This is a genomic window from Rhodopseudomonas sp. BAL398 (assembly GCF_033001325.1).
GTDB lineage: Bacteria > Pseudomonadota > Alphaproteobacteria > Rhizobiales > Xanthobacteraceae > JARJEH01.
Window position 1 is genome coordinate 3,747,842 of the sequence record NZ_CP133111.1, and the last position, 21,326, is coordinate 3,769,167.

Genomic DNA, 21,326 nt, shown 5'->3' on the forward strand with positions numbered 1-21,326 from the left:
CGGCGGCAGCCGCGAAGGACGGTCGAGAGTGTGCCCAAGCCGCAGCGCAAGCTTCGCTACGATTGGAATGACGTCGTCTACTTTCTCGAAGTGGCGCGTCAGCGCAATCTGGTCCGCGCCGCCGAGAAGCTGAAGGTCGACCACACCACGGTCAGCCGACGAATTCGCGAGTTGGAGCGCAGCCTTGGCGCAACCCTGTTCAAGCGCAGCAAGTCCGGCTTTGCGCTCACCGAAATCGGGCTGCGCCTGCTGCAATATGCCGAGGGCATGGAGAGCCAGGCCAACGGAATGGTGGAGGCGATCGGGATCGAGGCCGCCGAAGCCGGCGGCGCGGTCCGGATTGCCGCGATGGAGGGGATCGGCAGCTTTTATCTGACCCGGTGCATCGGCGATTTCAACAAGCTCTACCCGTCGATCCAGGTTGAATTGATCACCGACACGCGGCTGCTCGATCTGAGCCGGCGCGAGGCGGATATCTTCGTCAGTTTTTTCCGGCCGCAGGGCAAGCGCCTGTCGGTCAAGAAACTCGGCGAATTCAAGATCTCGCTTTACAGCGCCAGCGACTATTTCGACGATCGCGACTTTCCGAAAACCGTGAAGGCGCTCGAGGGTCACGCCTTCATCGACTTCATCGAGGATCACATCTACAGCAACGAGAACCGCTGGCTGTCGGACATCTTGCGCCCGGCCCACACCGTGTTCCGCAGCACCAGTCTGGTCGCCCAGTATCTCGCCGTGGTTGGCGGACAGGGCATCGCCATGCTGCCGTCCTATGTGGCGGCGAGCGCCACCAATCTGCGACCGGTGATGCCCGAATTGTTCACGATGCGGGACATCTGGTTGTCGGTCCATGAGGACCTGTTGCATATCGCACGCATCAAGGCGTTGACCGCGTTCCTGGAGAAGCGCATCGCGGCCGACAAGACATTCTTGAATTCGGTGAGAATAGCAAAGGGAAGCCGAACCCGGGACTAGCGGATCTGTAGCGAAGCCGGCTTCGATACTCCGCAGCGGCGAATTGGAGCACCGCATGGCGATGGATGCAGACGTGATCGTGGTCGGCGGCGGGCTCGCGGGGCTGGTGGCCGCCACCGAAATCGCCGATGCCGGCAAGCGCGTCATCGTGCTCGACCAGGAGGGCGAACAGAATCTCGGCGGCCAGGCGTTCTGGTCGTTCGGCGGTCTGTTCCTGGTGGACTCGCCGGAGCAGCGCCGGCTCGGCATCAAGGACAGTTTTGAGCTGGCGTTGCAGGACTGGAACGGCGCCGCCGGCTTCGACCGCGACGAGGACAACTGGCCGCGACGCTGGGCCGAGGCCTATGTGGGCTTCGCCGCCGGCGAGAAGCGCGGCTGGTTGCGCGCGTTGGGGCACAGGATCTTCCCGGTGGTCGGCTGGGCCGAGCGCGGCGGCTATGACGCGATGGGGCACGGCAATTCGGTGCCGCGGTTTCACGTCACCTGGGGCACCGGCCCCGGCATCGTCGAACCATTCGAACGGCGCGCCCGGCAGGCCGAGGCCGCGGGCCGGCTGACCTTCCGGTTTCGCCACCGCGTCGACGCGCTGATCGTCAGCAACGGCACCGTCGAGGGCGTCAGCGGCGCGATCCTGGAGCCGACCGAAGTAGCCCGCGGCGTCAGCAGTTCGCGCGTGGTCGTCGGCGATTTCAGCCTGCGCGCCGGTGCCGTGATCGTTGCCTCCGGCGGCATCGGCGGCAATCACGATCTGGTTCGGCAGAACTGGCCTAAACGCCTGGGCTCACCGCCGAAGCGGATGCTGAGCGGCGTGCCGGCGCATGTCGACGGCCGCATGATCGGCATCACCGAGCAAGCCGGCGCGCGGCTGATCAACCGCGACCGGATGTGGCACTATGTCGAGGGCATCGAGAATTTCGCGCCGATCTGGCCGATGCACGCGATCCGCATCCTGCCCGGCCCGTCATCGATGTGGTTCGACGCCACCGGAAAGCGGCTGCCGGCGCCGCAATTTCCCGGCTCCGACACGTTGGGGCAGCTCAACTACATCATGTCGACCGGCTATGATTACTCCTGGTTCGTGCTGACCCAGGCCATCATCAAGAAGGAATTCGCGCTGTCGGGCTCCGAGCAGAATCCCGACCTCACCGGCAAGAGCTGGCTGATGACCGCGGGCCGCGCCACCAACAAGGGCGCGCCGGCGCCGGTGGAGGCATTCAAGCGCCAGGGCATCGATTTCATCGTGCGCGACAACCTCGCCGATCTGGTCGCGGCGATGAACGCGCTCAGCGGCGACGACCTGCTGCGCCACGATCACATCAAGGCGCAGATCGAAGCGCGCGACCGCGAGATCGCCAATCCCTTCGTCAAGGACGCGCAGGTGATGAACATCCACAATGCGCGGCGCTATATCGGCGATCGCCTGATCCGTACCGCCAAGCCGCACCGGATTCTCGATCCTGCGCATGGCCCGTTGATCGCAGTGCGGCTGAATATTCTCACCCGCAAGACGCTGGGCGGCTTCGAGACCGATCTCGATGGCCGCGTCTTCGGCACCGACGGCACCATCATGCCCGGCCTCTACGCGGTCGGCGAAGCCGCCGGCTTCGGCGGCGGCGGCATGCACGGTTATCGCTCGCTGGAAGGCACGTTTCTCGGCGGTTGCCTGTTCTCCGGCCGCAATGCCGGCCGGGCGGCCGCGAAGGCGGTGAGCTAGCGCATGATCCCGAAAAGTGGATCCCGGCTTTCGGAAAAGATCACAACAAGCGGGTGCGATCAGCGCCCGTTCAGCGATCGTCGTCCGTGCTTTGCGCCGCGTTCTTTTGTCGCGGCGATGCGCGCGAGCCAACTTCCTGGCACGGGATCGCCACCCAGGCGCCATTCGCATCGCGCTGATACGAACTGCATGACGACGACGCGGAGCTGTCGTCTCGCTGATGATCGGAATTCGCGGCCAGAGCCGGCACGGACAGAATGGCGAGCGCCGCAAGGGCGCCGGCGGTGATTGCACCTGCTGTTCGCATGGTTCGGTTCTCCTATTTGAACGCGAGCTATGTCAAACCCGGGTCGTTGTCGATAAGGGTCCCTAACATAGTCTGTGCAGAATTTGCTTAATGTTTGGCAAATTCCACATCATATCCGCATGTCCGCGCCGCGCATGGCGCTGCGACGCAAGTACTATCGCGCGCGTCGCCGCGGATCCCGACAACGATCGCAGGCCGCGAAGGCCGGCATTAACGATGTCCATAAAGCTTGATTCGCGACTTGCGTTGACGGCATCGCCGCGCGCAACCCATGATGCGCGCAGATTGCAACCCGAAGGCGCACAGGAACCACCATGTCACGCATCTCCGCAATTCTCATCGCTTCCGCCGTCGCAGCCGTTGCGCTGCCGACCGCCGCTTCCGCCGGATGCTCCTCCTGCTACACGCCGCCGCCGTGCTACACCTGCTATCAGCAGCAAGTGATACCGCCGCAATACCGCACCGTGCAGGAAACCGTGGTGGTGTCCCCCGGCCGCGTGATCGCGCATCGCACCCCGGCGCAGTATCGTACCGTGATGGTGCCCAAGACCGTGATGGTGGCGCCCGAAGGCGTGGCCTATGAACGGATCGCTCCGCAATATGGCGTGCGCGAGCGGGTCGAGATGGTGGCGCCGGCGCGCGCCTACTACGTCCCGGTGCGCCCGCGCTGCGGCGGCTGCGGCTACTGAGTCCGCAGTCCGGTCGACGGCGCAAGCGGACCCATCAGCGTCGAATTCATCACACAATGCCCGGCCTCGCGCCGGGCATTGTCGCGAGTCTCGCTTCACCTCTCCCATAGGAGAGGTCGGCGCACCCGGATCGGCGCTTCACGCCGTCCGGGCACAGGCTCCGCGCCGGGTGAGGGGTTTTCGCCTCGCGAGAGATCGTCCCCCCTCACCCCAACCCTCTCCCTACGGGAGAGGGAGCGCGCTGTCGCCGTGGCGATGCTTCGGACAAATCAAACCAGACGACGAGCAAGTTTGCACGCGTGGCCCAGATCCAGGCGCGGCACGGCTCAGCTGCGGCGGAATGGCAGCCTTGGGCCGTCGAGCTTGCGCAGGCCCGGTTCGCGGCGTTCCAGCCACCAGCCATATTGCTTGGGCCAGTCGGCAAACACCTCGTCGTCCTCGGTGAGTTCGAGCTGGGCGTGCAGCGGCCAGTTCGGATCGAACAGCGCCTCGCGGCCGATCGCCACCAGATCGGCCTGGCCCTGCTCGACGATGCTCTCGGCCTGGTCCGGATGCAGGATCAGCCCGACCGCAATGGTGGGGATCTCGGCCTCGCTGCGGATCGACGCGGCGAATGGCACCTGAAAACCGTAGCCGCGCGGAATCCGCGCCGCGGTGGCGGAGCCGACCAGGCCACCGGAGGAGCAATCGATGATGTCGACGCCGCATAGCTTGGCCTGCTGCGCAAACGCCACCGAATCGGCCAGCTCGATACCGCCCGCGACGCCGTCGACCGACGAGATCCGCACCGCCAGCGGCAGCGATTCGGGCCAGGCGGCGCGAACGGTCTCGATGATCCGCAGCGGATAGCGCATTCGCCCGGCGCGATCGCCGCCATAGGAATCGCTGCGCTTGTTGGTCAGCGGCGACAGGAATGCGTGCAGCAGATAGCCATGGGCGCAATGCACTTCGAGCATCTCGAAGCCGGCATCGGCGGCGCGCAACGTGGCCAGCCGCCATTGCTCGCACAATTCGTCGAGCTCGTCCTCGGTCAATTCCTGCGGCGCCAGCCAGCCCTCATCCATCGGAATCGGACTCGGCGCCACGATGGTCCAGGGCATATCGCCGCGGGCACGATCGGACTCGTCGAGCGCGGCATTGCCGAACCACGGCCGCTGCATGCTGCCCTTGCGCCCGGCATGGGCGAGCTGGATCGCCGGCACCGCGCCATTGTCGCGGATGAAGGCGGCGATGCGCTGCAGCGGCTTGATCTGGGCGTCGTCCCACAGCCCGACATCGCCATGGGTGATGCGGCCCTGCGCCGTTACCGCGGTCGCCTCCATCATCACGATTCCGGCGCCGCCCTGGGCGAATTTGCCCAGATGCACCAGATGCCAGTCATTGGCCACGCCATCGACCGCTGAATATTGGCACATCGGCGAGATCAGGATCCGGTTCTTGGCGGTGATCCCGCGCAGGCTGAACGGACGAAAGAGTGGCGGCTGCGGCATCGGTTTACTCTCAGGCTCGCGGAGACGTGTCAGTCGTTGTCGACTGCGGTGGCGTCGGCGTCAATCCGACGGCGACGCCACTCCCGGATCGGGTAAAGACAGAAGGATAGATACTCCGTAGCATACGCTGAACTCTGGCAACGCATGGCCTCAGCGTCAATCGCTCGCTGTCGCTACAAAACCCCTCGATTCTGGAATATCCTTTTCACATGACCTTGATCGATCGCAACTTTCTTTGCCGCCCGACCCCAGGATCGGCCAGGTTTGTCGCTTTGGCCGGCCCGCTGTTGGCGCTGCTGATGTTGGCGCTGCTGCCGCATCCCGCGCAGGCGCAAGGCCTGTATCCGACGAGACCGGTGCGGATCGTGCTGCCATTCGCCGCCGGCAGCGTCAGCGACGTCGCCGCGCGGCTGATCGCCGCCAAACTCGGCGACAGGATGAAGGGCCAGTTCGACATCGATAACCGGCCCGGTGCCGATGGAATCGCCGCGGCCCGCGCCGTTCTGGCCGCGCCGCGCGACGGCTACACCTTGACGCTGCTATCGGACGACACCGCGATCGAGGTCTCGCGGTTCAAAAAATTGCCCTACGACCCGGTGAAAGATTTCGCCCCGGTCTCGAGTCTGGGCTATTTCGATTTCATCTTCGCCGCCGCGGCCCAGTCGCCGTACAAGACGCTGGCCAACTTCATCGACGCGGCCAAGCAGAAGCCCGGGGCGCTGACGGTCGGAACGCTCGCCATCGGCAGCGCGCCGAATTTGACGGCCGAATTGTTGAAGACAGCGGCCGGGATCAATGTGCTGATCATTCCGTATCCCGGCATGCCGGAATTGCAGACCGCGCTGCTGCAGGACGACCTGGCGCTGATCGTCACGCGCTATTCGCGACTGAAACCCGCCCTCGCCGCCGGCAAGATTCGAGCGCTGGCGGCCTCGGCGCCGCTGCGCTCGAAAACCGGTCCGGATATTCCCACGCTGCGGGAGAGCGGCATCGAAGCCAATGTCGAATCCTGGTACGGGCTGTTCGCGCCGGCCGGCGCCCCGCCGGGCGTGATCGCGGCCCTGCAGGCGGCGCTGCAGGCCATCCTGGCCGAGCCTGAGCTCAAGGCACAGCTGCTCAACCTCGGCATCGATGCCAAGGCCAGCACGCCGGACCAGATGGCGGCGCGGCTGAAATCCGATATCGAGAAATGGCGCAATGTGATCGAGAAGGCCGGCCTCGAACGGCGATAGCGCGCATGCCCTCCCACCGGCCATTGCGATGAATCTGAAGCAGCTCGAATATTTCATGCACGTTGCCGAGCTCGGCAGCTTCAGCAAGGCGGCCCTGATGCTCGACATCGCGCAGCCGGCGTTGAGCCGCCATGTCCGCGGGCTCGAGACCGAATTGCGCCAGCAGCTGTTCGTGCGCAACGGCCGCGGCGTGGTGCTGACCGAGGCCGGCAAGCGCTTGTTCGACCATAGCGTCGGCATCATCCAGCTGGTGGCGCAGGCCCGCGAGGATCTCGGCGCCAGCCGCGACGCCCCGGTGGGCCAGGTCACGATCGGCCTGCCGCCCAGCATCGGCCGGCAGCTGACGCTGCCGCTGATCGACCGTTTCCAACGCGAATTGCCGGCGGCGCGGCTGGCGATCGTCGAAGGGCTGTCGACCCATATCGTCGAATGGGTCACCACCGGCCGGATCGATATCGGCCTGGTCTACAATCCGGACGCCCAGGCCGGGATCGAGATCACGCCGCTGTTGCAGGAGGCGCTGTCGCTGGTCAGCCGCGCGCCGAAGGGCAAGCGCGGCCGCGCCGCGCCGCCGCTGCCGATCCGCTACTTGTCGGACTATCCGCTGATCGTGCCCGAACGCGTCCATGCGATGCGGCGGCTGCTGGAGACCCAGGCGGCGCTGGCCGGAGTGAAACTGGATATCGCCTGGGAGGTTTCCAGCGTGCCGTCGATCATCGATCTGGTCTGTGCCGGCTATGGCCATGCGGTGCTGACCGCCAGCGGCGTGGCGGCCTCGGCGCGCGCCGCCGAACTGACGGTGCGCAAGCTGGTCGATCCGGCCCCGGTCAGCGTGCTGTGCCTGGCGGTCGCGGCGCACAGGCGGCCGACGCCGCTGGCCCAGCACACCATGCGGCTGCTGGCGGATCTGGTCCGCGGCCTGCCAGGCTAGGCGCTGGCGAGCCGGGAGCTGGAACCATTCCAGCATGGCTCGGAACTTTTGCCATGCCGGATCTTGATAGCTGTTATAGGTGGCGGGCGGTGGCCAACGCCGCGCCGGACGGCCACAATGGCGCCAACGACATCTGGGACGGAAACCATGCAGACCGCGATTCCCTGCCTGTTCATGCGCGGTGGCACCTCCCGCGGCCCGTTTTTCAACGCCGCCGATCTGCCCGCCGATATCGTCACCCGCGACCGCGTGCTGCTGGCGGTGATGGGTTCGCCCGACAAGCGCCAGATCGACGGCCTCGGCGGCGCCCATCCTTTGACCAGCAAGGTCGGCATCGTCTCCAGGGGCTCGCGGCCCGGCGTCGATCTCGACTTTCTGTTCGCGCAGCTGCAACCCGACAAGGACAGCGTCGACACCACGCCGAACTGCGGCAACATGCTGGCCGCGGTGGTGCCGTTCGCGCTGGAGACGGGCCTCGCCAAGCCGCAAGGCGCCACCACCACGCTTCGGGTGCTGACGCTCAACACCGACATGCTGTGCGACATCACGGTGCAGACCCCGGACGGCCATGTCGATTACGAAGGCACCGCCCGGATCGACGGCGTGCCCGGCCATTCGGCCCCGATCAAGATCAGCTTCCTCGACACCGCGGGCTCGGTGGCGCCGGGCCTGCTGCCGACCGGAAACGTCCGCGACACCATCGACGGCATCGAGGTGACCTGCATCGACAACGGCATGCCGCTGGTGATGTTCAAGGCCTCCGATGTCGGTCGCACCGGCTATGAAAGCGTCGAGGCGCTCAACGCCGATACCGAACTGAAGGCCCGGCTCGAAACCCTGCGGATCGCCTGCGGCCACGCCATGCAGCTCGGCGACGTCACCAAAAAGAACTACCCGAAGATGACGCTGATCGCCGCCCCCCGCGCCGGCGGCAGCATCACCACCCGCAGCTTCATCCCCCATGTCTGCCATGACGCCATCGGCGTGCTGGCGGCCGTCACCGTGGCGACAGCCTGCGTGCTCGACGGCTCGGTGACACAGGGCATCGCCCAAGTGCCGGACGGCGACGCCAAGACCATCTCGGTCGAACATCCGACCGGCGAATTCTCCGTCGAGATCGAAGTCGATCCGAAAAACCCGCAAAATGTCACCAGCGCCGCATTGCTGCGCACCGCCCGATTGCTGATGCGCGGCGAAGCGATGGTGCCAGCCGCGGTGTGGGACGGCCAGCAAACAAGCGATGCGGCGCAACGCCGTGCGGGGTGAAGGTCGTTCCACATGTCGCGCCTGAGACGAAAGCAAGCCTTGCAGCCGTCATTGCGAGGAGCGAAGCGACGAAGCAATCCAGGGCCCAGTGCAGCGAGCCCTGGATTGCTTCGCTTCGCTCGCAATGACGGAATCCTGTCTCTTCGCTCCTGGTTTGAGGAATATTAATGATCATCGACATCCACGGCCACTACACCACCGCGCCGAAGGCGCTGGAGGATTGGCGCAACCGGCAGATCGCCGGCATCAATGATGCCTCGGTGATGCCGAAGGTTTCCGAGCTGAAGATCAGCGACGACGAATTGCGCGAGAGCATCGCCGCCAATCAGCTGAAGAAGATGCAGGAGCGCGGCAGCGACCTCACCATCTTCTCGCCGCGCGCCTCGTTCATGGCGCACCACATCGGCGATTTCAACGTGTCGTCGACCTGGGCTTCGATCTGCAATGAATTATGCGCCCGCGTCGCCCAGCTGTTTCCGGACAATTTCATCGGCGCGGCGATGCTGCCGCAATCGCCCGGCGTCGATCCGAAAACCTGCATTCCCGAGCTGGAGAAATGCGTCAAGGATTACGGCTTTGTCGGCATCAACCTCAATCCCGATCCGTCCGGCGGGCACTGGACCTCGCCGCCGTTGCCCGACCGGCACTGGTATCCGATCTATGAGAAGATGGTCGAGCACGACATCCCGGCGATGATCCACGTCTCGACCAGCTGCAACGCCTGCTTCCACACCACCGGCGCGCATTATCTCAACGCCGACACTACCGCCTTCATGCAGTGCCTGACCGCCGACTTGTTCAAGGATTTCCCGACGCTGAAATTCGTCATCCCGCATGGCGGCGGCGCGGTGCCGTATCATTGGGGCCGGTTCCGCGGCCTGGCGCAGGAGATGAAGAAGCCGCTGCTGACCGATCACCTGCTCAACAACATCTTCTTCGACACCTGCGTCTATCACCAGCCCGGCATCGACCTGTTGACCAAGGTGATCCCGGTCGACAACATCCTGTTCGCCAGCGAGATGATCGGCGCGGTGCGCGGCATCGATCCGGAAACGGGATTCTATTACGACGACACCAAGCGCTACATCGAGGCCTCGACGCTGCTGACCCCCGCGCAAAAGACCCAGATCTACGAAGGTAACGCGCGAAAAGTCTATCCGCGGCTCGACGCGGCGCTGAAAGCAAAGGGCCAGTAGCATGACCACGCGAACCAACGACCTCGGCATCGTCAAGCGCAACATTGTGCGCGCCGACAAGGCCGCGGTGGAGAAGCTCAAGGGTTTCGGCGTCGCCACCATCCACGAGGCGATGGGACGGGTCGGGCTGATGCAGACCTATATGCGGCCGATCTATACCGGGGCGCAGGCCTGTGGCACCGCCGTCACCGTGCTGCTGCAGCCCGGCGACAATTGGATGATGCATGTCGCGGCCGAGCAATTGCAGCCCGGCGACATCGTGGTGGCGGCCTGCACCGCCCACAACACCGACGGGTTTTTCGGCGATCTGTTGGCCACCAGCTTTCGCGCCCGCGGCGCGGTGGGGCTCGTCATCGACGGCGGCGTGCGCGACATCAAGGACCTCACCGCGATGCAGTTTCCGGTGTTCTCCAAGGCGATCAGCGCCAAGGGCACCATCAAGGCGACGCTCGGCTCGGTCAATGTCCCGGTGGTCTGCGCCGGCGCTTACGTCAATCCCGGCGACGTGGTGATCGCCGACGATGACGGCATCGTGGTGGTGCCAGCCGCGGTGGCGCAAGCCGTCGCCGACGCCGCCCAGGCGCGCGAGGACAATGAAGCCGACAAGCGCGCCAAATTCGCCTCCGGCGTGCTCGGCCTCGACATGTACAATATGCGCGGCCCGCTGGAAAAAGCCGGCCTGAAATATATCGACTGAGATGACCCGCGATCCCAAACAATGGCAGGTCGGACTGGTCGGCTATGGCGAGGTCGGCCGGATCCTGGCCGAGGATCTGCGCGCCCAGGGCGTCAAGGTCAGCGCCTATGACATCAAGCTCGACGCCGGGCCGGCCGAGGCGATGCGCTATCACGCCGGCATCCATGGTGTGGCGCTGGCGACCTCGCATGCCGAGCTCGCGGCCAAATCCGATTTCATCATCTCGGCGGTGACCGCGAGCCAGACCGAGGCGGTGGCACAGGCCTGCGCCGGCGCGCTCAACCAGGGCACATGGTTTCTCGATTTCAACTCGGCCTCGCCCGGCGCCAAGCAGCGCGCCGCAAGCGCGATCGACGGCGGCGGCGGACGCTATGTCGAGGGCGCGGTGATGACCTCGATCCCGCCCTATCGGATCAAGGTGCCGCTGCTGCTCGGCGGCGCCGGAGCAGCTGAACTGGCGCCGCTCTTAGTCGCGCTCGGCTTCGACGCCAAGGTGGCGAGCGAGCAGCTCGGCGTCGCCTCGGCCACCAAAATGTGCCGCAGCATCATGATCAAGGGGCTGGAGGCGATGGTGATCGAGAGCTTCACCACCGCGCGCGCCTATGGGGTCGAGGACGCGGTGTTGGCCTCGCTGAAGGAGACCTTTCCGAGCATCGATTGGGAGAAACAGGGCGCCTATTTCTTCCAGCGGGTGATCGAACACGGCCGTCGCCGCAGCGAAGAAGTATTCGAAGTCGCCGCGACCGTGCGCGAGGCCGGGCTGACGCCGTTTTCGGCCCAAGGCACCGCCGAGCGCCAGGCCTTCGTCGCCGACCTCGCCGACGCCGGCGTGTTCGGCCAGCGCGGCGATCAGGCATTCGCCCGTAGCGCCGACTGGCGCGTGGAGGCCGACCGGATTCTGGCGCAGGCGAAGAAGGATGAATGAAGACCGCTGCGCTCATGGCTTCCCCTCCCCCTTGCGGGGAGGGTCGGCCGAGCGAAGCGGAGGCCGGGGCTTGCCTCGGCGAAGCGCAGCGAAGCCGGGTGGGGGTGCGGCGAGCACTGAGCCCTTGGCACCCCCACCCCCGACCCCTCCCCGCAAGGGGGAGGGGAGCAGGCCGAAGACGGATCGGGCTCACGAATAGAACGAGTAGCAGAATGACCTTTGAAAAAACCCCCGGCTGGCTCGACTGGTACCAAGGCCCGTCGAAGCCCACATTCAAGCTGCCGGCGGGCGCGGTGGATGCGCATTGCCATGTGTTCGGGCCGGGCGCGGAATTTCCCTTCGCGCCGGAGCGCAAATACACGCCGTGCGACGCGTCGAAGCAGCAGCTGTACGCGTTGCGCGATCATCTGGGCTTTGCTCGCAATGTCGTGGTGCAGGCGACCTGCCACGGCGCCGACAATTCGGCGATGGTCGATGCGCTGACGCATTCGGACGGCCGCGCCCGCGGCATCGCCACGGTGAAGCGCAGCGTCAGCGATGCCGAGCTGGAAGCGATGAATGCCGCCGGGGTGCGCGGCGTGCGCTTCAATTTCGTCAAACGGCTGGTGGATTTCACCCCCAAGGACGAGCTGATCGAGATCGCCAACCGCATTAAGGCGCTCGGCTGGCATGTGGTGATCTATTTCGAGGCGGTCGACCTGCCGGAATTGTGGGATTTCTTTACCGCGCTGCCGACCACGATCGTGGTCGACCATATGGGCCGGCCCGATGTCACCAAGCCGGTCGATGGCCCAGAATTCGCGCTGTTCGAAAAATTCATGCGCCAGCACGACAATGTCTGGTCCAAGGTGAGCTGCCCGGAGCGGCTGTCGGTGGCCGGGCCGCCGGCGCTCAATGGCGAGCAGCACGCCTATCGCGACGTAGTGCCGTTCGCGCGCCGCATCGTCGAAAGCTTCCCCGATCGGGTGCTGTGGGGCACCGACTGGCCGCATCCCAACCTCAAGGACCACATGCCGGACGACGGCCTGCTGGTCGATTTCATCCCGCAGATCGCCACTACCGTGGAACTGCAGCACAAATTGCTGGTCGACAACCCGATGCGGCTATACTGGCCGGAGCAAGGCTGACACTGGGATTGGCCGCTGCGCCGTTGGCATCCCTCCCCCTTGCGGGGAGGGTCGGCCGAGCGAAGCGGAGGCCGGGGTGGGGGCGCCGCGAGCACCGCGCCCGTGGCCACCCCCACCCGACCCGGCTTCGCTACGCTCTGCCGGGCCACCCTCCCCACAAGGGGGAGGGAAGAAGCGATGACGCGATTCTGACGATCGCAATTGAGGAGGACACGATGTCACTCGACAAGCCCTATAAGGACGTGCCCGGCACGACGATCTTCGACGCCGAGATGTCGCGGCTCGGCTATCATCTCAACCAGTTCTGCATGTCGCTGATGAAGGCCGACAACCGCGCCCGCTTCAAGGCCGATGAGCGGGCTTATCTCGACGAATGGCCGATGAGCGAGGAGCAGAAGCAGGCGGTGCTGGATCGCGACCTCAATCGCTGCATTTCGCTCGGCGGCAACATCTATTTCCTCGCCAAGATCGGCGCCACCGACGGCAAGAGCTTTCAGCAGATGGCCGGCTCGATGACCGGCATGAGCGAAGAGGAATATCGCAACATGATGATCGGCGGCGGCCGCTCGATCGACGGCAACCGCTCGCTCGGGGAGAAGAAGTAATGGCCCGCATCACCGCCAGCGTCTACACCTCGCATGTCCCGGCTATTGGGGCGGCGATCGACACCGGCAAGACCCAGGAGCCCTATTGGCAGAAGGTGTTTTCCGGCTACGACTTTTCCAAGCAATGGCTGAAGGACGAAAAGCCGGACGTGATCTTCCTGGTGTTCAATGATCACGCCACCGCTTTCAGCCTCGACCTGATCCCAACCTTCGCGATAGGCACCGCGGCCGAATATACCCCGGCCGACGAAGGCTGGGGACCGCGCCCGGTGCCCAAGGTGATCGGTCATCCGAAGCTCGCCGCCCATATCGCCCAGTCGGTGATCCAGGACGATTTCGACCTGACCATCGTCAACAATATGGATGTCGACCACGGCCTCACCGTGCCGCTCAGCCTGATGTGCGGCGAGCCGCAGGCCTGGCCCTGCCCGGTGATCCCCTTCGCGGTCAATGTGGTGCAATATCCGGCGCCGTCGGGCCGGCGCTGCTATATGCTGGGCCAGGCGATCGGCCGCGCCATCGCGTCTTATGAGGAGCCGCTCAAGGTGCAGATCTGGGGCACCGGCGGCATGAGCCATCAATTGCAGGGCCCGCGCGCCGGGCTGATCAACAAGGAATGGGACAATGCCTTTCTCGACCGGCTAATCGCCGATCCGGAGGGGCTGTCGAAAATGCCGCATATCGATTATGTGCGCGAGGCCGGCTCCGAGGGCATCGAGCTGGTGATGTGGCTGATCGCGCGCGGCGCGATGAGCGACGTCGCCGGCGGCAAGACGCCGACCGTCAAACATCGTTTCTACCACGTGCCTGCCAGCAACACCGCGGTCGGCCACCTGATTCTGGAGAACAACTGAATGGCTAAACCGATCAAGGTCGCCCTCGCCGGCGCCGGCGCCTTCGGCATCAAGCATCTCGACGGCATCAAGAACATCGACGGCGTCGAGGTGGTGTCGCTGGTCGGCCGCAGGCTCGACGCCACCAAACAGGTCGCCGACAAATACGGCATCGCCCACGCCACCACCGAGCTTTCCGACGCGCTGGCCTTGCCCGAGCTCGACGCGGTGATCCTGTGCACGCCGACCCAGATGCATGCGGCGCAGGCGATCGCCTGTCTTCAGGCCGGCAAGCACGTCCAGGTCGAAATCCCGCTGGCGGATTCACTCAAGGACGCCCAGGCGGTGGTCGACCTGCAGAAAAAGACCGGGCTGGTGGCGATGTGCGGCCATACCCGCCGCTTCAATCCGAGCCATCAATATCTGCACAAGAAGATCAAGGCCGGCGAGATCAACATCCAGCAGATGGACGTGCAGACCTTCTTCTTTCGTCGCAGCAATATGAACGCGCTGGGCCAGCCGCGCAGCTGGACCGATCATCTGTTGTGGCACCACGCCGCCCACACCGTCGACCTGTTCGCCTATCAGGCCGGCTCCAAGATCGTGAAGGCCAATGCGGTTCAAGGCCCGATCCATCCGACGCTCGGCATCGCGATGGACATGTCGATCCAGCTCAAGGCGGAGAACGGCGCGATCTGCACGCTGAGCCTGTCCTTCAACAATGACGGTCCGCTCGGCACCTTCTTCCGCTACATTTGCGACAATGGCACCTTCATCGCCCGCTATGACGACCTGTTCAACGGCAAGGACGAAAAAATCGACGTCTCCAAGGTCGACGTCTCGATGAACGGCATCGAATTGCAGGACCGCGAATTCTTCGCCGCGATCCGCGACGGCCGCGAGCCGAATTCCAGCGTGGCGCAGGTGCTGCCCTGCTACCGGGTGCTGCACGATCTGGCGCAGCAGCTCGACGGCTGAGCGGTCCGACCGGCCGCGACAATGGAACTTTGTCGCGGCCGTTTGGTTGTGTCCTCGGCTTCCAAAGCCAAGCAACCGAAGGACATCCCATGTTCACGCGTATCAAATTGAACGCATCGGCCAGCCGTGGCGTCGCACTGGCGACCATGGCGGCGGTCGCGTTGACCGCCTTCGCCCCGACAACCGCATCGGCCGCGAGCCAGACTCGCGCCAGCGGCGCAACGAACGTGTCGAGCAGCCAGATCACCGATTTCAGCGCGGCCCGACGCCATCGCCATGTCCGGCACTATGCCCGTCGCGGCAACAATGGCGGCGCGGCCGCAGCTGCTGCCTTCGCCGGCATCGTCGGCACGATCGGCGCAATCGCCGCCTCCCAGGCCCGACGCGACGACTATGATGATGGCTATTACCGTCGCGGCCCGGTCTATTACGGGGGCGGACCGGCTTATTATGGCGGCCCCGCTTATTATGGCCGGCCAGATTATTATGGCGGGCCGGGATATGGGCATATTGGCGGCTATGGCGCCTGGTAGCAGTACCGGAGGGCCCGGCAACGCGCGCACTTGGCGCGCGTTTGCATTAGCATCAGCGAATGAATGATTCGCTCGACCGACTTTATCAGGCCGTGCTGGCGGCCAGGGATCTAGACCCGGCGACTTCGCGCACCGCCCGGCTGTTCCAGCGCGGCCCGTCGAAGATGGCGAAGAAGCTGGCCGAAGAGGCGATCGAGGTGGTGATCGATGCCGTCAATGGCAATCGCCCCGCCGTGATTCGCGAGAGCGCCGACCTGCTCTACAATCTGACCGTGCTGTGGGCGTCCGCCGGGGTGACGCCCGACGATGTCTGGCGCGAGATGGACCGGCGCGAGGCCATGCTGGGCATCGCCGAAAAACTGCCGAAATCTCCACTTGGCCGCCCTGACACCGCTTCCGGCGCGACCGAACGGCGGCCAATTGCCGCGCTCGACGCCCGCGGCCTGCGCAAGCAGCGTTAAGCGCTCCCCCGATTGCGCGTATTTCACCTCCCCGGCATGGACAATTGCGCGCCAGGATGGTTGATCGCGCCATGCTGAGGAAAATCTACGATTGGTGCATCGACGCCGCCCATAAGCCCTATGCGCTGTGGGTGATGGGCATGGTGTCGTTCGCCGAAAGCTCGTTCTTTCCGGTGCCGCCTGACGTGATGCTGATTCCGATGTCGCTGGCGCGGCCGGAGCGGGCCTGGCTCTATGCCGGGTTGTGCACTGTCACCTCGGTGGTGGGCGGCGCGGTCGGCTATGCGATCGGTGCGCTATTGTACGATTCGGTCGGGCATTGGGTGATCCAGTTCTACGGCTATGGCGACAAGGTCGCGGCGTTTCGCGCCGGTTACGCCGAATGGGGCGCCTGGATCATCCTGCTCAAGGGCCTGACGCCGATCCCCTACAAGCTGGTCACCATCACCGCCGGTTTCGCCGATTTCAACTTCTGGCAGTTCATCGGATTGTCGGTGATCGCGCGCGGCGGCCGGTTCTTCGTGGTGGCGATCCTGCTCAACCGCTACGGCGTGTGGATTCGCGAGCAGATCGAAAAGCGGCTCGGGCTTTGGGTCGGCCTCGGCGCAATCGTGCTGGTGCTCGGCTTCGTCGTCGCGGTCCGCCTGGTCTAAGCGCTCGGCCGTGGCCCGTAGCGCTTTTCGGCGCCGGCACATCGGGCTACGGTGCGGCCATGTTCGCTTTCACGGCACCGCGATTCGCGCGACTCCCGCTGCGCGCCAGCGCCGCGGCATTGATTGCGATGCTTGGCCTGCCGCAATCGGCCCTTGCACAGCCAGCGCCGCCGGCGGCCGAGCCTGCCCAGCAGGCCGCATCGCCTCCGCCGCCAAAGACGAATCCCGGTCTGGTCAATGAAATCGGCAAGCTGCTGAAGAATCCGTCGTCGCTGATGCCCGACATCTCGATGCCGAGCCTGTCGATGCCGAACTGGGCCACCGGGCGGCCGAAATCCGACCCGGAACGGGCCGTCGAACAAGCCGATCAGCCTGCGAGGCCAGGACCGCCGCCCCGGCCGGTGCCGCCCCCACCAGAGCCACCGCCCGCGCCGCCGCCCGGCCCGCCACCTCCAACACCCGCACCGCCGCCGCCAGGGCCGCTACCGCCAGTACCGCCTCCTGCGGCCGCTCCCCCCGCGACATCGCCGTCAGGGGCGTCGTCATGGTTCGGAATGCCGTCGCTGGTGACCGGTCGCGTGCAGTGCCCGGAATCCAGCCGAGGCGGACCGGACTGCAAGGCCGCCGCCGACGCGCTGTGCAAGGCCAAGGGCTACAGCCAGGGCAAGAGTCTGGGCACCGACGCGGTGGAGAAATGCTCGGCCAAGCTGCTGATCCCGGGCTACAAGCGTCAGCCTGGCGATTGCCGCACCGAAAGCTTCGTCACCCGCGCCTGGTGCCAATAGAGCATGATCCCGAAAAGTGGATCCCGGTTTTCGGAAAAGATCATGCTCCAACAAGAAGCTAGAGCGGGATGGCGATTCGAAGATAAGTCATCCTGCTCTAGCGCGTTTTCGAGCGAAGTGGTCACCGGTTCGCGTGAAGAAAACGCATCAGAACAAGAATCTAGAGCTCCGGTTCTGATCTATCAGAACCGGAAATTCCCTGGCGCGTGCGCACGAAATCGGGCGACGATCTTGCGTTCAAATGCTGCGAATTCATGCAATCGCATCTTGCAACGCGGTAGCCCCCTTGCTTTGTTGTCGCCGCGATCTCGCCGCCAAAAACAAAATGAGGAAATCTGCGAATGTCGATGCCCGCACTGTTCAAAGGCCGCCTGTCGATCCCGGTGATCGGCTCCCCGCTGTTCATCATTTCGGTGCCGGAGCTGGTGATCGCGCAGTGCAAGGCCGGGATCGTGGGGTCGTTTCCGGCGCTGAATGCGCGGCCGGCGGCGCTGCTCGACGAATGGCTGGCGCAGATCAAGCAGGAGCTCGCCGCCCATGACGCCGCCCATCCGGAGCGGCCGTCGGCGCCATTCGCCGTCAACCAGATCGTGCACAAATCCAACAACCGGCTCGAGGCCGACATGGCGCTGTGCGAGAAGCACAAGGTGCCGATGATGATCACCTCGTTGGGCGCCCGCGAGGAGCTGAACCAGGCCGCGCATGGCTGGGGCGGCATCGTCTTCCACGACGTGATCAACCAGAAATTCGCCCATAAGGCGATCGAGAAGGGCGCCGACGGGCTGATCCTGGTCTGCGCCGGCGCCGGCGGCCATGCCGGCGAGATCTCGCCCTTCGCCTTCGTGGCCGAGACAAGGGCCTGGTTCGACGGCCCGATTGCGCTGTCCGGCGCGATCGGCAATGGTCGGGCGATTCGCGCCGCAAGGGTGCTGGGCGCCGATTTCGCCTATGTCGGCTCGGCCTTCATCGCCACCACCGAAGCCAATGCGCTGCCAGGCTACAAGGACATGATCACGACCTCGACCGCCGAGGACATCGTCTATTCCAACCTGTTCACCGGCGTGCACGGCAACTATCTGAAGCCCTCGATCGTCGCCGCCGGGATGGACCCCGACAATCTGCCGGAATCCGACCCGTCGAAGATGAATTTCGGCACCGACGCCTCGGGCGAGCGCGCCAAGCCGAAGGCCTGGAAGGAAATCTGGGGCTCGGGCCAGGGCATCGGCAGCGTCGAGGCGGTCGTGCCGGTGGCCGAGCTGGTGGCGCGGTTCAAGCGCGAATACGATGCCGCGATCGATCCGGCGTTGTGAGACCTCACGCTCTCCACGTGTCCCGGGCGCGATGCGGCACGCAGTGCCGCTTCGCAGAACCGGGACCCCGCTTAACCGCCGCAAAAACCAGGACCGCGGATCAGCGGCGCTGTGCGCCGCATCCGGGGCACCAAGCCGCATGGGAATGATTGAGTGATGGACGCGGTGTTTCGTATCGACGGCAAACACGTCATGACCGGTCCGCACGCCGCCGGTCCCTGGCACCCGACTATGCAGCACGGCTCGCCGCCCTCGGCGCTGGTGACCTATCTGGCCGAAGCGATGCCGACGCCGCGGCCGATGCAGATCGCGCGGCTGACCGTCGACCTGCTGCGGCCGGTGCCGGTGGCGCCACTGAGTTTCGAGACCGAGGTGCTGCGCGAGGGCCGCAAGATCCAGCTCTGCGCGGTCAAGCTGCTGGCCAAGGGCGTGGTCGTGGTCAACGCCACGGCGCTGAAGATCAGGATCGAGCCGCAGCAATTGCCGGACGAGATCGTGCATCCGCCGCTCGACGTGCCGCTGCCCGACGCATGCCCGCCGCTCGATGTCAGCTTCACCCAGAATCCCTTCGTCGGCGGAATGTCGCTGCGCAAGGTGCGCGGCGGCTTCGGCTCGATCGGCCCTGGCGCGACCTGGTACCGCGCCGACCGGCCGCTGATCGAGGGCCAGCCGACCTCGCAGGCGATGCGCGCGGTGATCGCCGCCGATTTCAGCAACGCCACCTCGTCGATCCTTGATTTCAAGCATTGGACCTTCATCAATGCCGACCTCAACGTCCATTTCGCTCGCCAGCCGGTCGGCGACTGGATCCTGCTGAATTCGCAGATGTGGCTCGGCCCCGACGGTGCCGGCATCGCGGCGTCGCAGCTCGGCGACATCCACGGCTATTTCGGCCGCGCCATCCAGAACCTCGTCATCGCAAAGCGCTGAGTCTCCGGCCGCAGTCCGCCGCATCGCGCCGCGGATCGAAGCGCCCAAGGCGGCGCTGCCGTCATGCGCAATTAACAAGCCATTAACCATAGCGGGTCCAACATACCGACGCCGGGGCTCGGCCTCGCCGACGCGTCAGAGGGCGCTCCGGCCTCGATGAAGCCATACAGCAGAGTGGACAGCGATATGTTCTCTGGAAAAACACCGGCCACGCTCGACGAAATCAGGACCCGGGTTCACTACGCGCTGCAGCGTCACCCGCTCTGCCGCAACGTTCAATTCGAAATCGTCAGCACGCCGCGGACGCGGCGCGGCGGCAATTGGACCATCAGCATTCAGCGGGTCGCGCCGAACGCGCTGTGGGAGGCCTCCGAAATCGTCGCCGACATTCAGGACGCCTACGAACTGGCGGTCGCCGCCTGAACCGGGCGGAACCCAGCGCGACGCGCCACCGGCGCCAATGCCGAATGATTTTGCTGTGAGCTTCCAAACGGCGTGCCATGGCCGCCGCTCGGAATCGCTCGCAAGTGCTCAGCCATAATTATTCTGCATTTGTGATGGATATGCCTAAGGGTTCGTCACCGCGCTTGGAGATCAGCTTGACGAAGACAGCAACGCTTCTGGCATTGGCCTGCTTCCTGATGACCGGCGCCGCCGCCGTCACCGTACTGGCGCGCAACGGCCTGCCTGCCGTCGGGGTGATGCAGCTGGCCGCGGACCAAAAGCCTATCTCAAATCGCGCCGGCAAGGCGGACAAGCTTCCTGTGGCGACCGCCGCGGCCGCCGTGCCCTCGCTGGAGCAGGATTTTCCGGAACTGCGCGAGCCGCTGCGGCTGGCCCTGGCTGCGGCCGGTGGCGCCGCCAATTGGCCGGCGCCGGTCCCCGACGCGCCGGTGTTGCCGACAGCCACGGCGCCCGCGACCGACGAGCCTAGCTCCTCCGAAGCCGCAGCCCCCCTCGAAGCCGCCACGCCGATCGCCGTGGCGCCGCTGCCGATGCAGCGCCCGAAACTCGCCGCCAAGCCGCCGGCGCCAAAGCCCTACACCCTGCTCAGCGACGAGCAGATCGCCGCCATCAAGAGCCGGCTGAAACTGTCGTCGTCCCAGGAATATTACTGGCCCTCGGTCGAGCAGGCGCTGCGCGCCGTCGCCCGCAAGATCCACGCCTCCCGCCACGGCAAATCGATCAAGGGCGCGCCGCCGATCGATCCCGACAGCGAAGAGGTCCAGCAGTTGAAATCGGCGGCAATGCCGCTGCTGTTCCAGCTGCGCGAAGACCAGAAGCAAGAAGTCCGCTCGCTGGCCCGCATCATCGGCCTGCACCAGGTCGCAGCCCAGATCTGAGCGCCGCGGCTGCTGACCAGCGCGGCTGCTTCCAATCGTGTCGATGCGCGCATTCCAACTCTGCCTCGTCATTCCGGGGATCGAGCAGCGATAGCTGCGAGATAACCCGGAATCTTGCGGTTATATCCAAGGCGTTTGGTTTCGACCCATCCACTTGGTTTCGCCCCCTCCACGCGTCATGGCCGGGCTTGTCCCGGCCATCCACGCCTCTGATCCAGCACAGCTTTCAAGGCGTGGATGCCCGGCACAAGGCCGGGCATGACGAACGAGAGGCCGGGCCCTTTGGTAGTATCCGCTGCGCCCTGCTGGCGGCGAGATTCCGGGTTCGCTCGGCCTGCGGCCTCGC

Annotated in this window: 23 protein-coding genes; 21 read left to right on the forward strand and 2 right to left on the reverse strand. The window is 65.3% G+C overall.

Going from position 1 to position 21,326, the window contains the following annotated elements:
• The first annotated feature begins 30 nt into the window (after nucleotides 1-30).
• The 3 genes from RBJ75_RS17680 (at nucleotide 31) to RBJ75_RS17690 (ending at nucleotide 3,685) form a co-directional block, all read left to right on the forward strand.
• Nucleotides 31-975 (forward strand): LysR family transcriptional regulator, encoded by a 945-nt coding sequence (locus tag RBJ75_RS17680; RefSeq protein WP_044409888.1) that lies wholly within the window; start codon nucleotides 31-33, stop codon nucleotides 973-975.
• Between the two features lie 55 nt (nucleotides 976-1,030).
• A complete protein-coding gene (locus RBJ75_RS17685) occupies nucleotides 1,031-2,689 on the forward strand; it encodes an FAD-binding dehydrogenase (protein ID WP_044409891.1) in 1,659 nt (552 codons plus the stop codon).
• A gap of 621 nt (nucleotides 2,690-3,310) precedes the next feature.
• On the forward strand, nucleotides 3,311-3,685 hold the full coding sequence (locus RBJ75_RS17690) for a hypothetical protein (protein WP_044409897.1): 375 nt from the start codon (nucleotides 3,311-3,313) through the stop codon (nucleotides 3,683-3,685).
• Between the two features lie 326 nt (nucleotides 3,686-4,011).
• Here the strand turns inward: RBJ75_RS17690 and RBJ75_RS17695 are convergent, their stop codons facing one another.
• Nucleotides 4,012-5,175, reverse strand: a complete 1,164-nt coding sequence (locus tag RBJ75_RS17695; protein WP_044409900.1) for an NADH:flavin oxidoreductase/NADH oxidase — start codon at nucleotides 5,173-5,175, stop codon at nucleotides 4,012-4,014.
• Between the two features lie 209 nt (nucleotides 5,176-5,384).
• On the opposite strand from RBJ75_RS17695, the gene RBJ75_RS17700 reads away from it, so the two are divergent.
• The 13 genes from RBJ75_RS17700 to RBJ75_RS17760 all read left to right on the forward strand — a co-directional run bounded on the left by RBJ75_RS17700 (nucleotide 5,385) and on the right by RBJ75_RS17760 (nucleotide 16,612).
• Entirely contained in the window at nucleotides 5,385-6,407 is a 1,023-nt protein-coding gene (locus tag RBJ75_RS17700) for a Bug family tripartite tricarboxylate transporter substrate binding protein (protein ID WP_080900995.1), read from the forward strand.
• A gap of 28 nt (nucleotides 6,408-6,435) precedes the next feature.
• On the forward strand, nucleotides 6,436-7,338 hold the full coding sequence (locus RBJ75_RS17705) for a LysR substrate-binding domain-containing protein (protein WP_044409903.1): 903 nt from the start codon (nucleotides 6,436-6,438) through the stop codon (nucleotides 7,336-7,338).
• Nucleotides 7,339-7,485: 147 nt separating this feature from the next.
• Nucleotides 7,486-8,604 carry a 4-oxalomesaconate tautomerase gene (locus RBJ75_RS17710; RefSeq protein WP_044409906.1) on the forward strand — a complete coding sequence of 373 codons (1,119 nt, stop codon included), beginning with the start codon at nucleotides 7,486-7,488 and terminating at the stop codon, nucleotides 8,602-8,604.
• 167 nt (nucleotides 8,605-8,771) lie between these two features.
• Nucleotides 8,772-9,800 carry an amidohydrolase family protein gene (locus tag RBJ75_RS17715; protein WP_044409908.1) on the forward strand — a complete coding sequence of 343 codons (1,029 nt, stop codon included), beginning with the start codon at nucleotides 8,772-8,774 and terminating at the stop codon, nucleotides 9,798-9,800.
• A 1-nt stretch (nucleotide 9,801) separates the two neighbouring features.
• A complete protein-coding gene (gene ligK / locus RBJ75_RS17720; protein ID WP_044409911.1) occupies nucleotides 9,802-10,497 on the forward strand; it encodes a 4-carboxy-4-hydroxy-2-oxoadipate aldolase/oxaloacetate decarboxylase in 696 nt (231 codons plus the stop codon).
• 1 nt (nucleotide 10,498) lies between these two features.
• Nucleotides 10,499-11,422: a DUF1932 domain-containing protein gene (locus RBJ75_RS17725; protein ID WP_044409914.1), complete on the forward strand. Its 924-nt coding sequence runs from the start codon at nucleotides 10,499-10,501 to the stop codon at nucleotides 11,420-11,422.
• Between the two features lie 212 nt (nucleotides 11,423-11,634).
• On the forward strand, nucleotides 11,635-12,549 hold the full coding sequence (locus RBJ75_RS17730; protein ID WP_044418621.1) for an amidohydrolase family protein: 915 nt from the start codon (nucleotides 11,635-11,637) through the stop codon (nucleotides 12,547-12,549).
• A gap of 215 nt (nucleotides 12,550-12,764) precedes the next feature.
• Entirely contained in the window at nucleotides 12,765-13,154 is a 390-nt protein-coding gene (ligA, locus tag RBJ75_RS17735) for a protocatechuate 4,5-dioxygenase subunit alpha (protein WP_044416564.1), read from the forward strand.
• Nucleotides 13,154-14,008, forward strand: coding sequence for a class III extradiol dioxygenase subunit beta (locus tag RBJ75_RS17740; protein WP_044416565.1), 855 nt, complete (start codon nucleotides 13,154-13,156; stop codon nucleotides 14,006-14,008). Before ligA ends, RBJ75_RS17740 begins: the two co-directional genes overlap by 1 nt.
• Nucleotides 14,009-14,965 (forward strand): Gfo/Idh/MocA family oxidoreductase, encoded by a 957-nt coding sequence (locus RBJ75_RS17745; protein ID WP_044418047.1) that lies wholly within the window; start codon nucleotides 14,009-14,011, stop codon nucleotides 14,963-14,965.
• An 89-nt stretch (nucleotides 14,966-15,054) separates the two neighbouring features.
• The gene (locus tag RBJ75_RS17750; RefSeq protein WP_044418049.1) at nucleotides 15,055-15,498 is read left to right on the forward strand and encodes a hypothetical protein; all 444 of its coding nucleotides are present in this window, start codon (nucleotides 15,055-15,057) and stop codon (nucleotides 15,496-15,498) included.
• A gap of 59 nt (nucleotides 15,499-15,557) precedes the next feature.
• On the forward strand, nucleotides 15,558-15,959 hold the full coding sequence (hisE, locus tag RBJ75_RS17755) for a phosphoribosyl-ATP diphosphatase (RefSeq protein ID WP_044418051.1): 402 nt from the start codon (nucleotides 15,558-15,560) through the stop codon (nucleotides 15,957-15,959).
• A gap of 71 nt (nucleotides 15,960-16,030) precedes the next feature.
• Nucleotides 16,031-16,612, forward strand: coding sequence for a YqaA family protein (locus RBJ75_RS17760; protein ID WP_044418055.1), 582 nt, complete (start codon nucleotides 16,031-16,033; stop codon nucleotides 16,610-16,612).
• Nucleotides 16,613-16,658: 46 nt separating this feature from the next.
• On the opposite strand, the gene RBJ75_RS17765 is transcribed toward RBJ75_RS17760, so the two are convergent.
• A complete protein-coding gene (locus RBJ75_RS17765) occupies nucleotides 16,659-16,934 on the reverse strand; it encodes a hypothetical protein (RefSeq protein WP_052629070.1) in 276 nt (91 codons plus the stop codon).
• A 232-nt stretch (nucleotides 16,935-17,166) separates the two neighbouring features.
• Between RBJ75_RS17765 and RBJ75_RS17770 the strand changes: the two genes are divergently transcribed.
• The 5 genes from RBJ75_RS17770 to RBJ75_RS17790 all read left to right on the forward strand — a co-directional run bounded on the left by RBJ75_RS17770 (nucleotide 17,167) and on the right by RBJ75_RS17790 (nucleotide 20,980).
• Nucleotides 17,167-17,397 carry a hypothetical protein gene (locus tag RBJ75_RS17770; protein ID WP_052629071.1) on the forward strand — a complete coding sequence of 77 codons (231 nt, stop codon included), beginning with the start codon at nucleotides 17,167-17,169 and terminating at the stop codon, nucleotides 17,395-17,397.
• 341 nt (nucleotides 17,398-17,738) lie between these two features.
• A complete protein-coding gene (locus RBJ75_RS17775) occupies nucleotides 17,739-18,707 on the forward strand; it encodes an NAD(P)H-dependent flavin oxidoreductase (RefSeq protein WP_044418819.1) in 969 nt (322 codons plus the stop codon).
• Nucleotides 18,708-18,863: 156 nt separating this feature from the next.
• Nucleotides 18,864-19,637 (forward strand): thioesterase family protein, encoded by a 774-nt coding sequence (locus RBJ75_RS17780; protein WP_276156768.1) that lies wholly within the window; start codon nucleotides 18,864-18,866, stop codon nucleotides 19,635-19,637.
• 186 nt (nucleotides 19,638-19,823) lie between these two features.
• The gene (locus tag RBJ75_RS17785; RefSeq protein WP_411194473.1) at nucleotides 19,824-20,060 is read left to right on the forward strand and encodes a hypothetical protein; all 237 of its coding nucleotides are present in this window, start codon (nucleotides 19,824-19,826) and stop codon (nucleotides 20,058-20,060) included.
• Nucleotides 20,061-20,236: 176 nt separating this feature from the next.
• On the forward strand, nucleotides 20,237-20,980 hold the full coding sequence (locus RBJ75_RS17790) for a hypothetical protein (protein ID WP_044418615.1): 744 nt from the start codon (nucleotides 20,237-20,239) through the stop codon (nucleotides 20,978-20,980).
• Nucleotides 20,981-21,326 lie beyond the last annotated feature (346 nt).

Excerpts from the sequence above, each read along its gene's own strand:
- RBJ75_RS17685 (WP_044409891.1), top strand. The coding sequence starts at position 1,031 with ATGGCGATGGATGCAGACGTGATCGTGGTCGGCGGCGGGCTCGCGGGG.
- RBJ75_RS17690 (WP_044409897.1), top strand. The coding sequence starts at position 3,311 with ATGTCACGCATCTCCGCAATTCTCATCGCTTCCGCCGTCGCAGCCGTT.
- RBJ75_RS17695 (WP_044409900.1), bottom strand. The coding sequence starts at position 5,175 with ATGCCGCAGCCGCCACTCTTTCGTCCGTTCAGCCTGCGCGGGATCACC.
- RBJ75_RS17700 (WP_080900995.1), top strand. The coding sequence starts at position 5,385 with ATGACCTTGATCGATCGCAACTTTCTTTGCCGCCCGACCCCAGGATCG.
- RBJ75_RS17705 (WP_044409903.1), top strand. The coding sequence starts at position 6,436 with ATGAATCTGAAGCAGCTCGAATATTTCATGCACGTTGCCGAGCTCGGC.
- RBJ75_RS17710 (WP_044409906.1), top strand. The coding sequence starts at position 7,486 with ATGCAGACCGCGATTCCCTGCCTGTTCATGCGCGGTGGCACCTCCCGC.
- RBJ75_RS17715 (WP_044409908.1), top strand. The coding sequence starts at position 8,772 with ATGATCATCGACATCCACGGCCACTACACCACCGCGCCGAAGGCGCTG.
- ligK (WP_044409911.1), top strand. The coding sequence starts at position 9,802 with ATGACCACGCGAACCAACGACCTCGGCATCGTCAAGCGCAACATTGTG.
- RBJ75_RS17725 (WP_044409914.1), top strand. The coding sequence starts at position 10,499 with ATGACCCGCGATCCCAAACAATGGCAGGTCGGACTGGTCGGCTATGGC.
- RBJ75_RS17730 (WP_044418621.1), top strand. The coding sequence starts at position 11,635 with ATGACCTTTGAAAAAACCCCCGGCTGGCTCGACTGGTACCAAGGCCCG.
- ligA (WP_044416564.1), top strand. The coding sequence starts at position 12,765 with ATGTCACTCGACAAGCCCTATAAGGACGTGCCCGGCACGACGATCTTC.
- RBJ75_RS17740 (WP_044416565.1), top strand. The coding sequence starts at position 13,154 with ATGGCCCGCATCACCGCCAGCGTCTACACCTCGCATGTCCCGGCTATT.
- RBJ75_RS17745 (WP_044418047.1), top strand. The coding sequence starts at position 14,009 with ATGGCTAAACCGATCAAGGTCGCCCTCGCCGGCGCCGGCGCCTTCGGC.
- RBJ75_RS17750 (WP_044418049.1), top strand. The coding sequence starts at position 15,055 with ATGTTCACGCGTATCAAATTGAACGCATCGGCCAGCCGTGGCGTCGCA.
- hisE (WP_044418051.1), top strand. The coding sequence starts at position 15,558 with ATGAATGATTCGCTCGACCGACTTTATCAGGCCGTGCTGGCGGCCAGG.
- RBJ75_RS17760 (WP_044418055.1), top strand. The coding sequence starts at position 16,031 with ATGCTGAGGAAAATCTACGATTGGTGCATCGACGCCGCCCATAAGCCC.
- RBJ75_RS17770 (WP_052629071.1), top strand. The coding sequence starts at position 17,167 with ATGCCGTCGCTGGTGACCGGTCGCGTGCAGTGCCCGGAATCCAGCCGA.
- RBJ75_RS17775 (WP_044418819.1), top strand. The coding sequence starts at position 17,739 with ATGTCGATGCCCGCACTGTTCAAAGGCCGCCTGTCGATCCCGGTGATC.
- RBJ75_RS17780 (WP_276156768.1), top strand. The coding sequence starts at position 18,864 with ATGGACGCGGTGTTTCGTATCGACGGCAAACACGTCATGACCGGTCCG.
- RBJ75_RS17785 (WP_411194473.1), top strand. The coding sequence starts at position 19,824 with ATGTTCTCTGGAAAAACACCGGCCACGCTCGACGAAATCAGGACCCGG.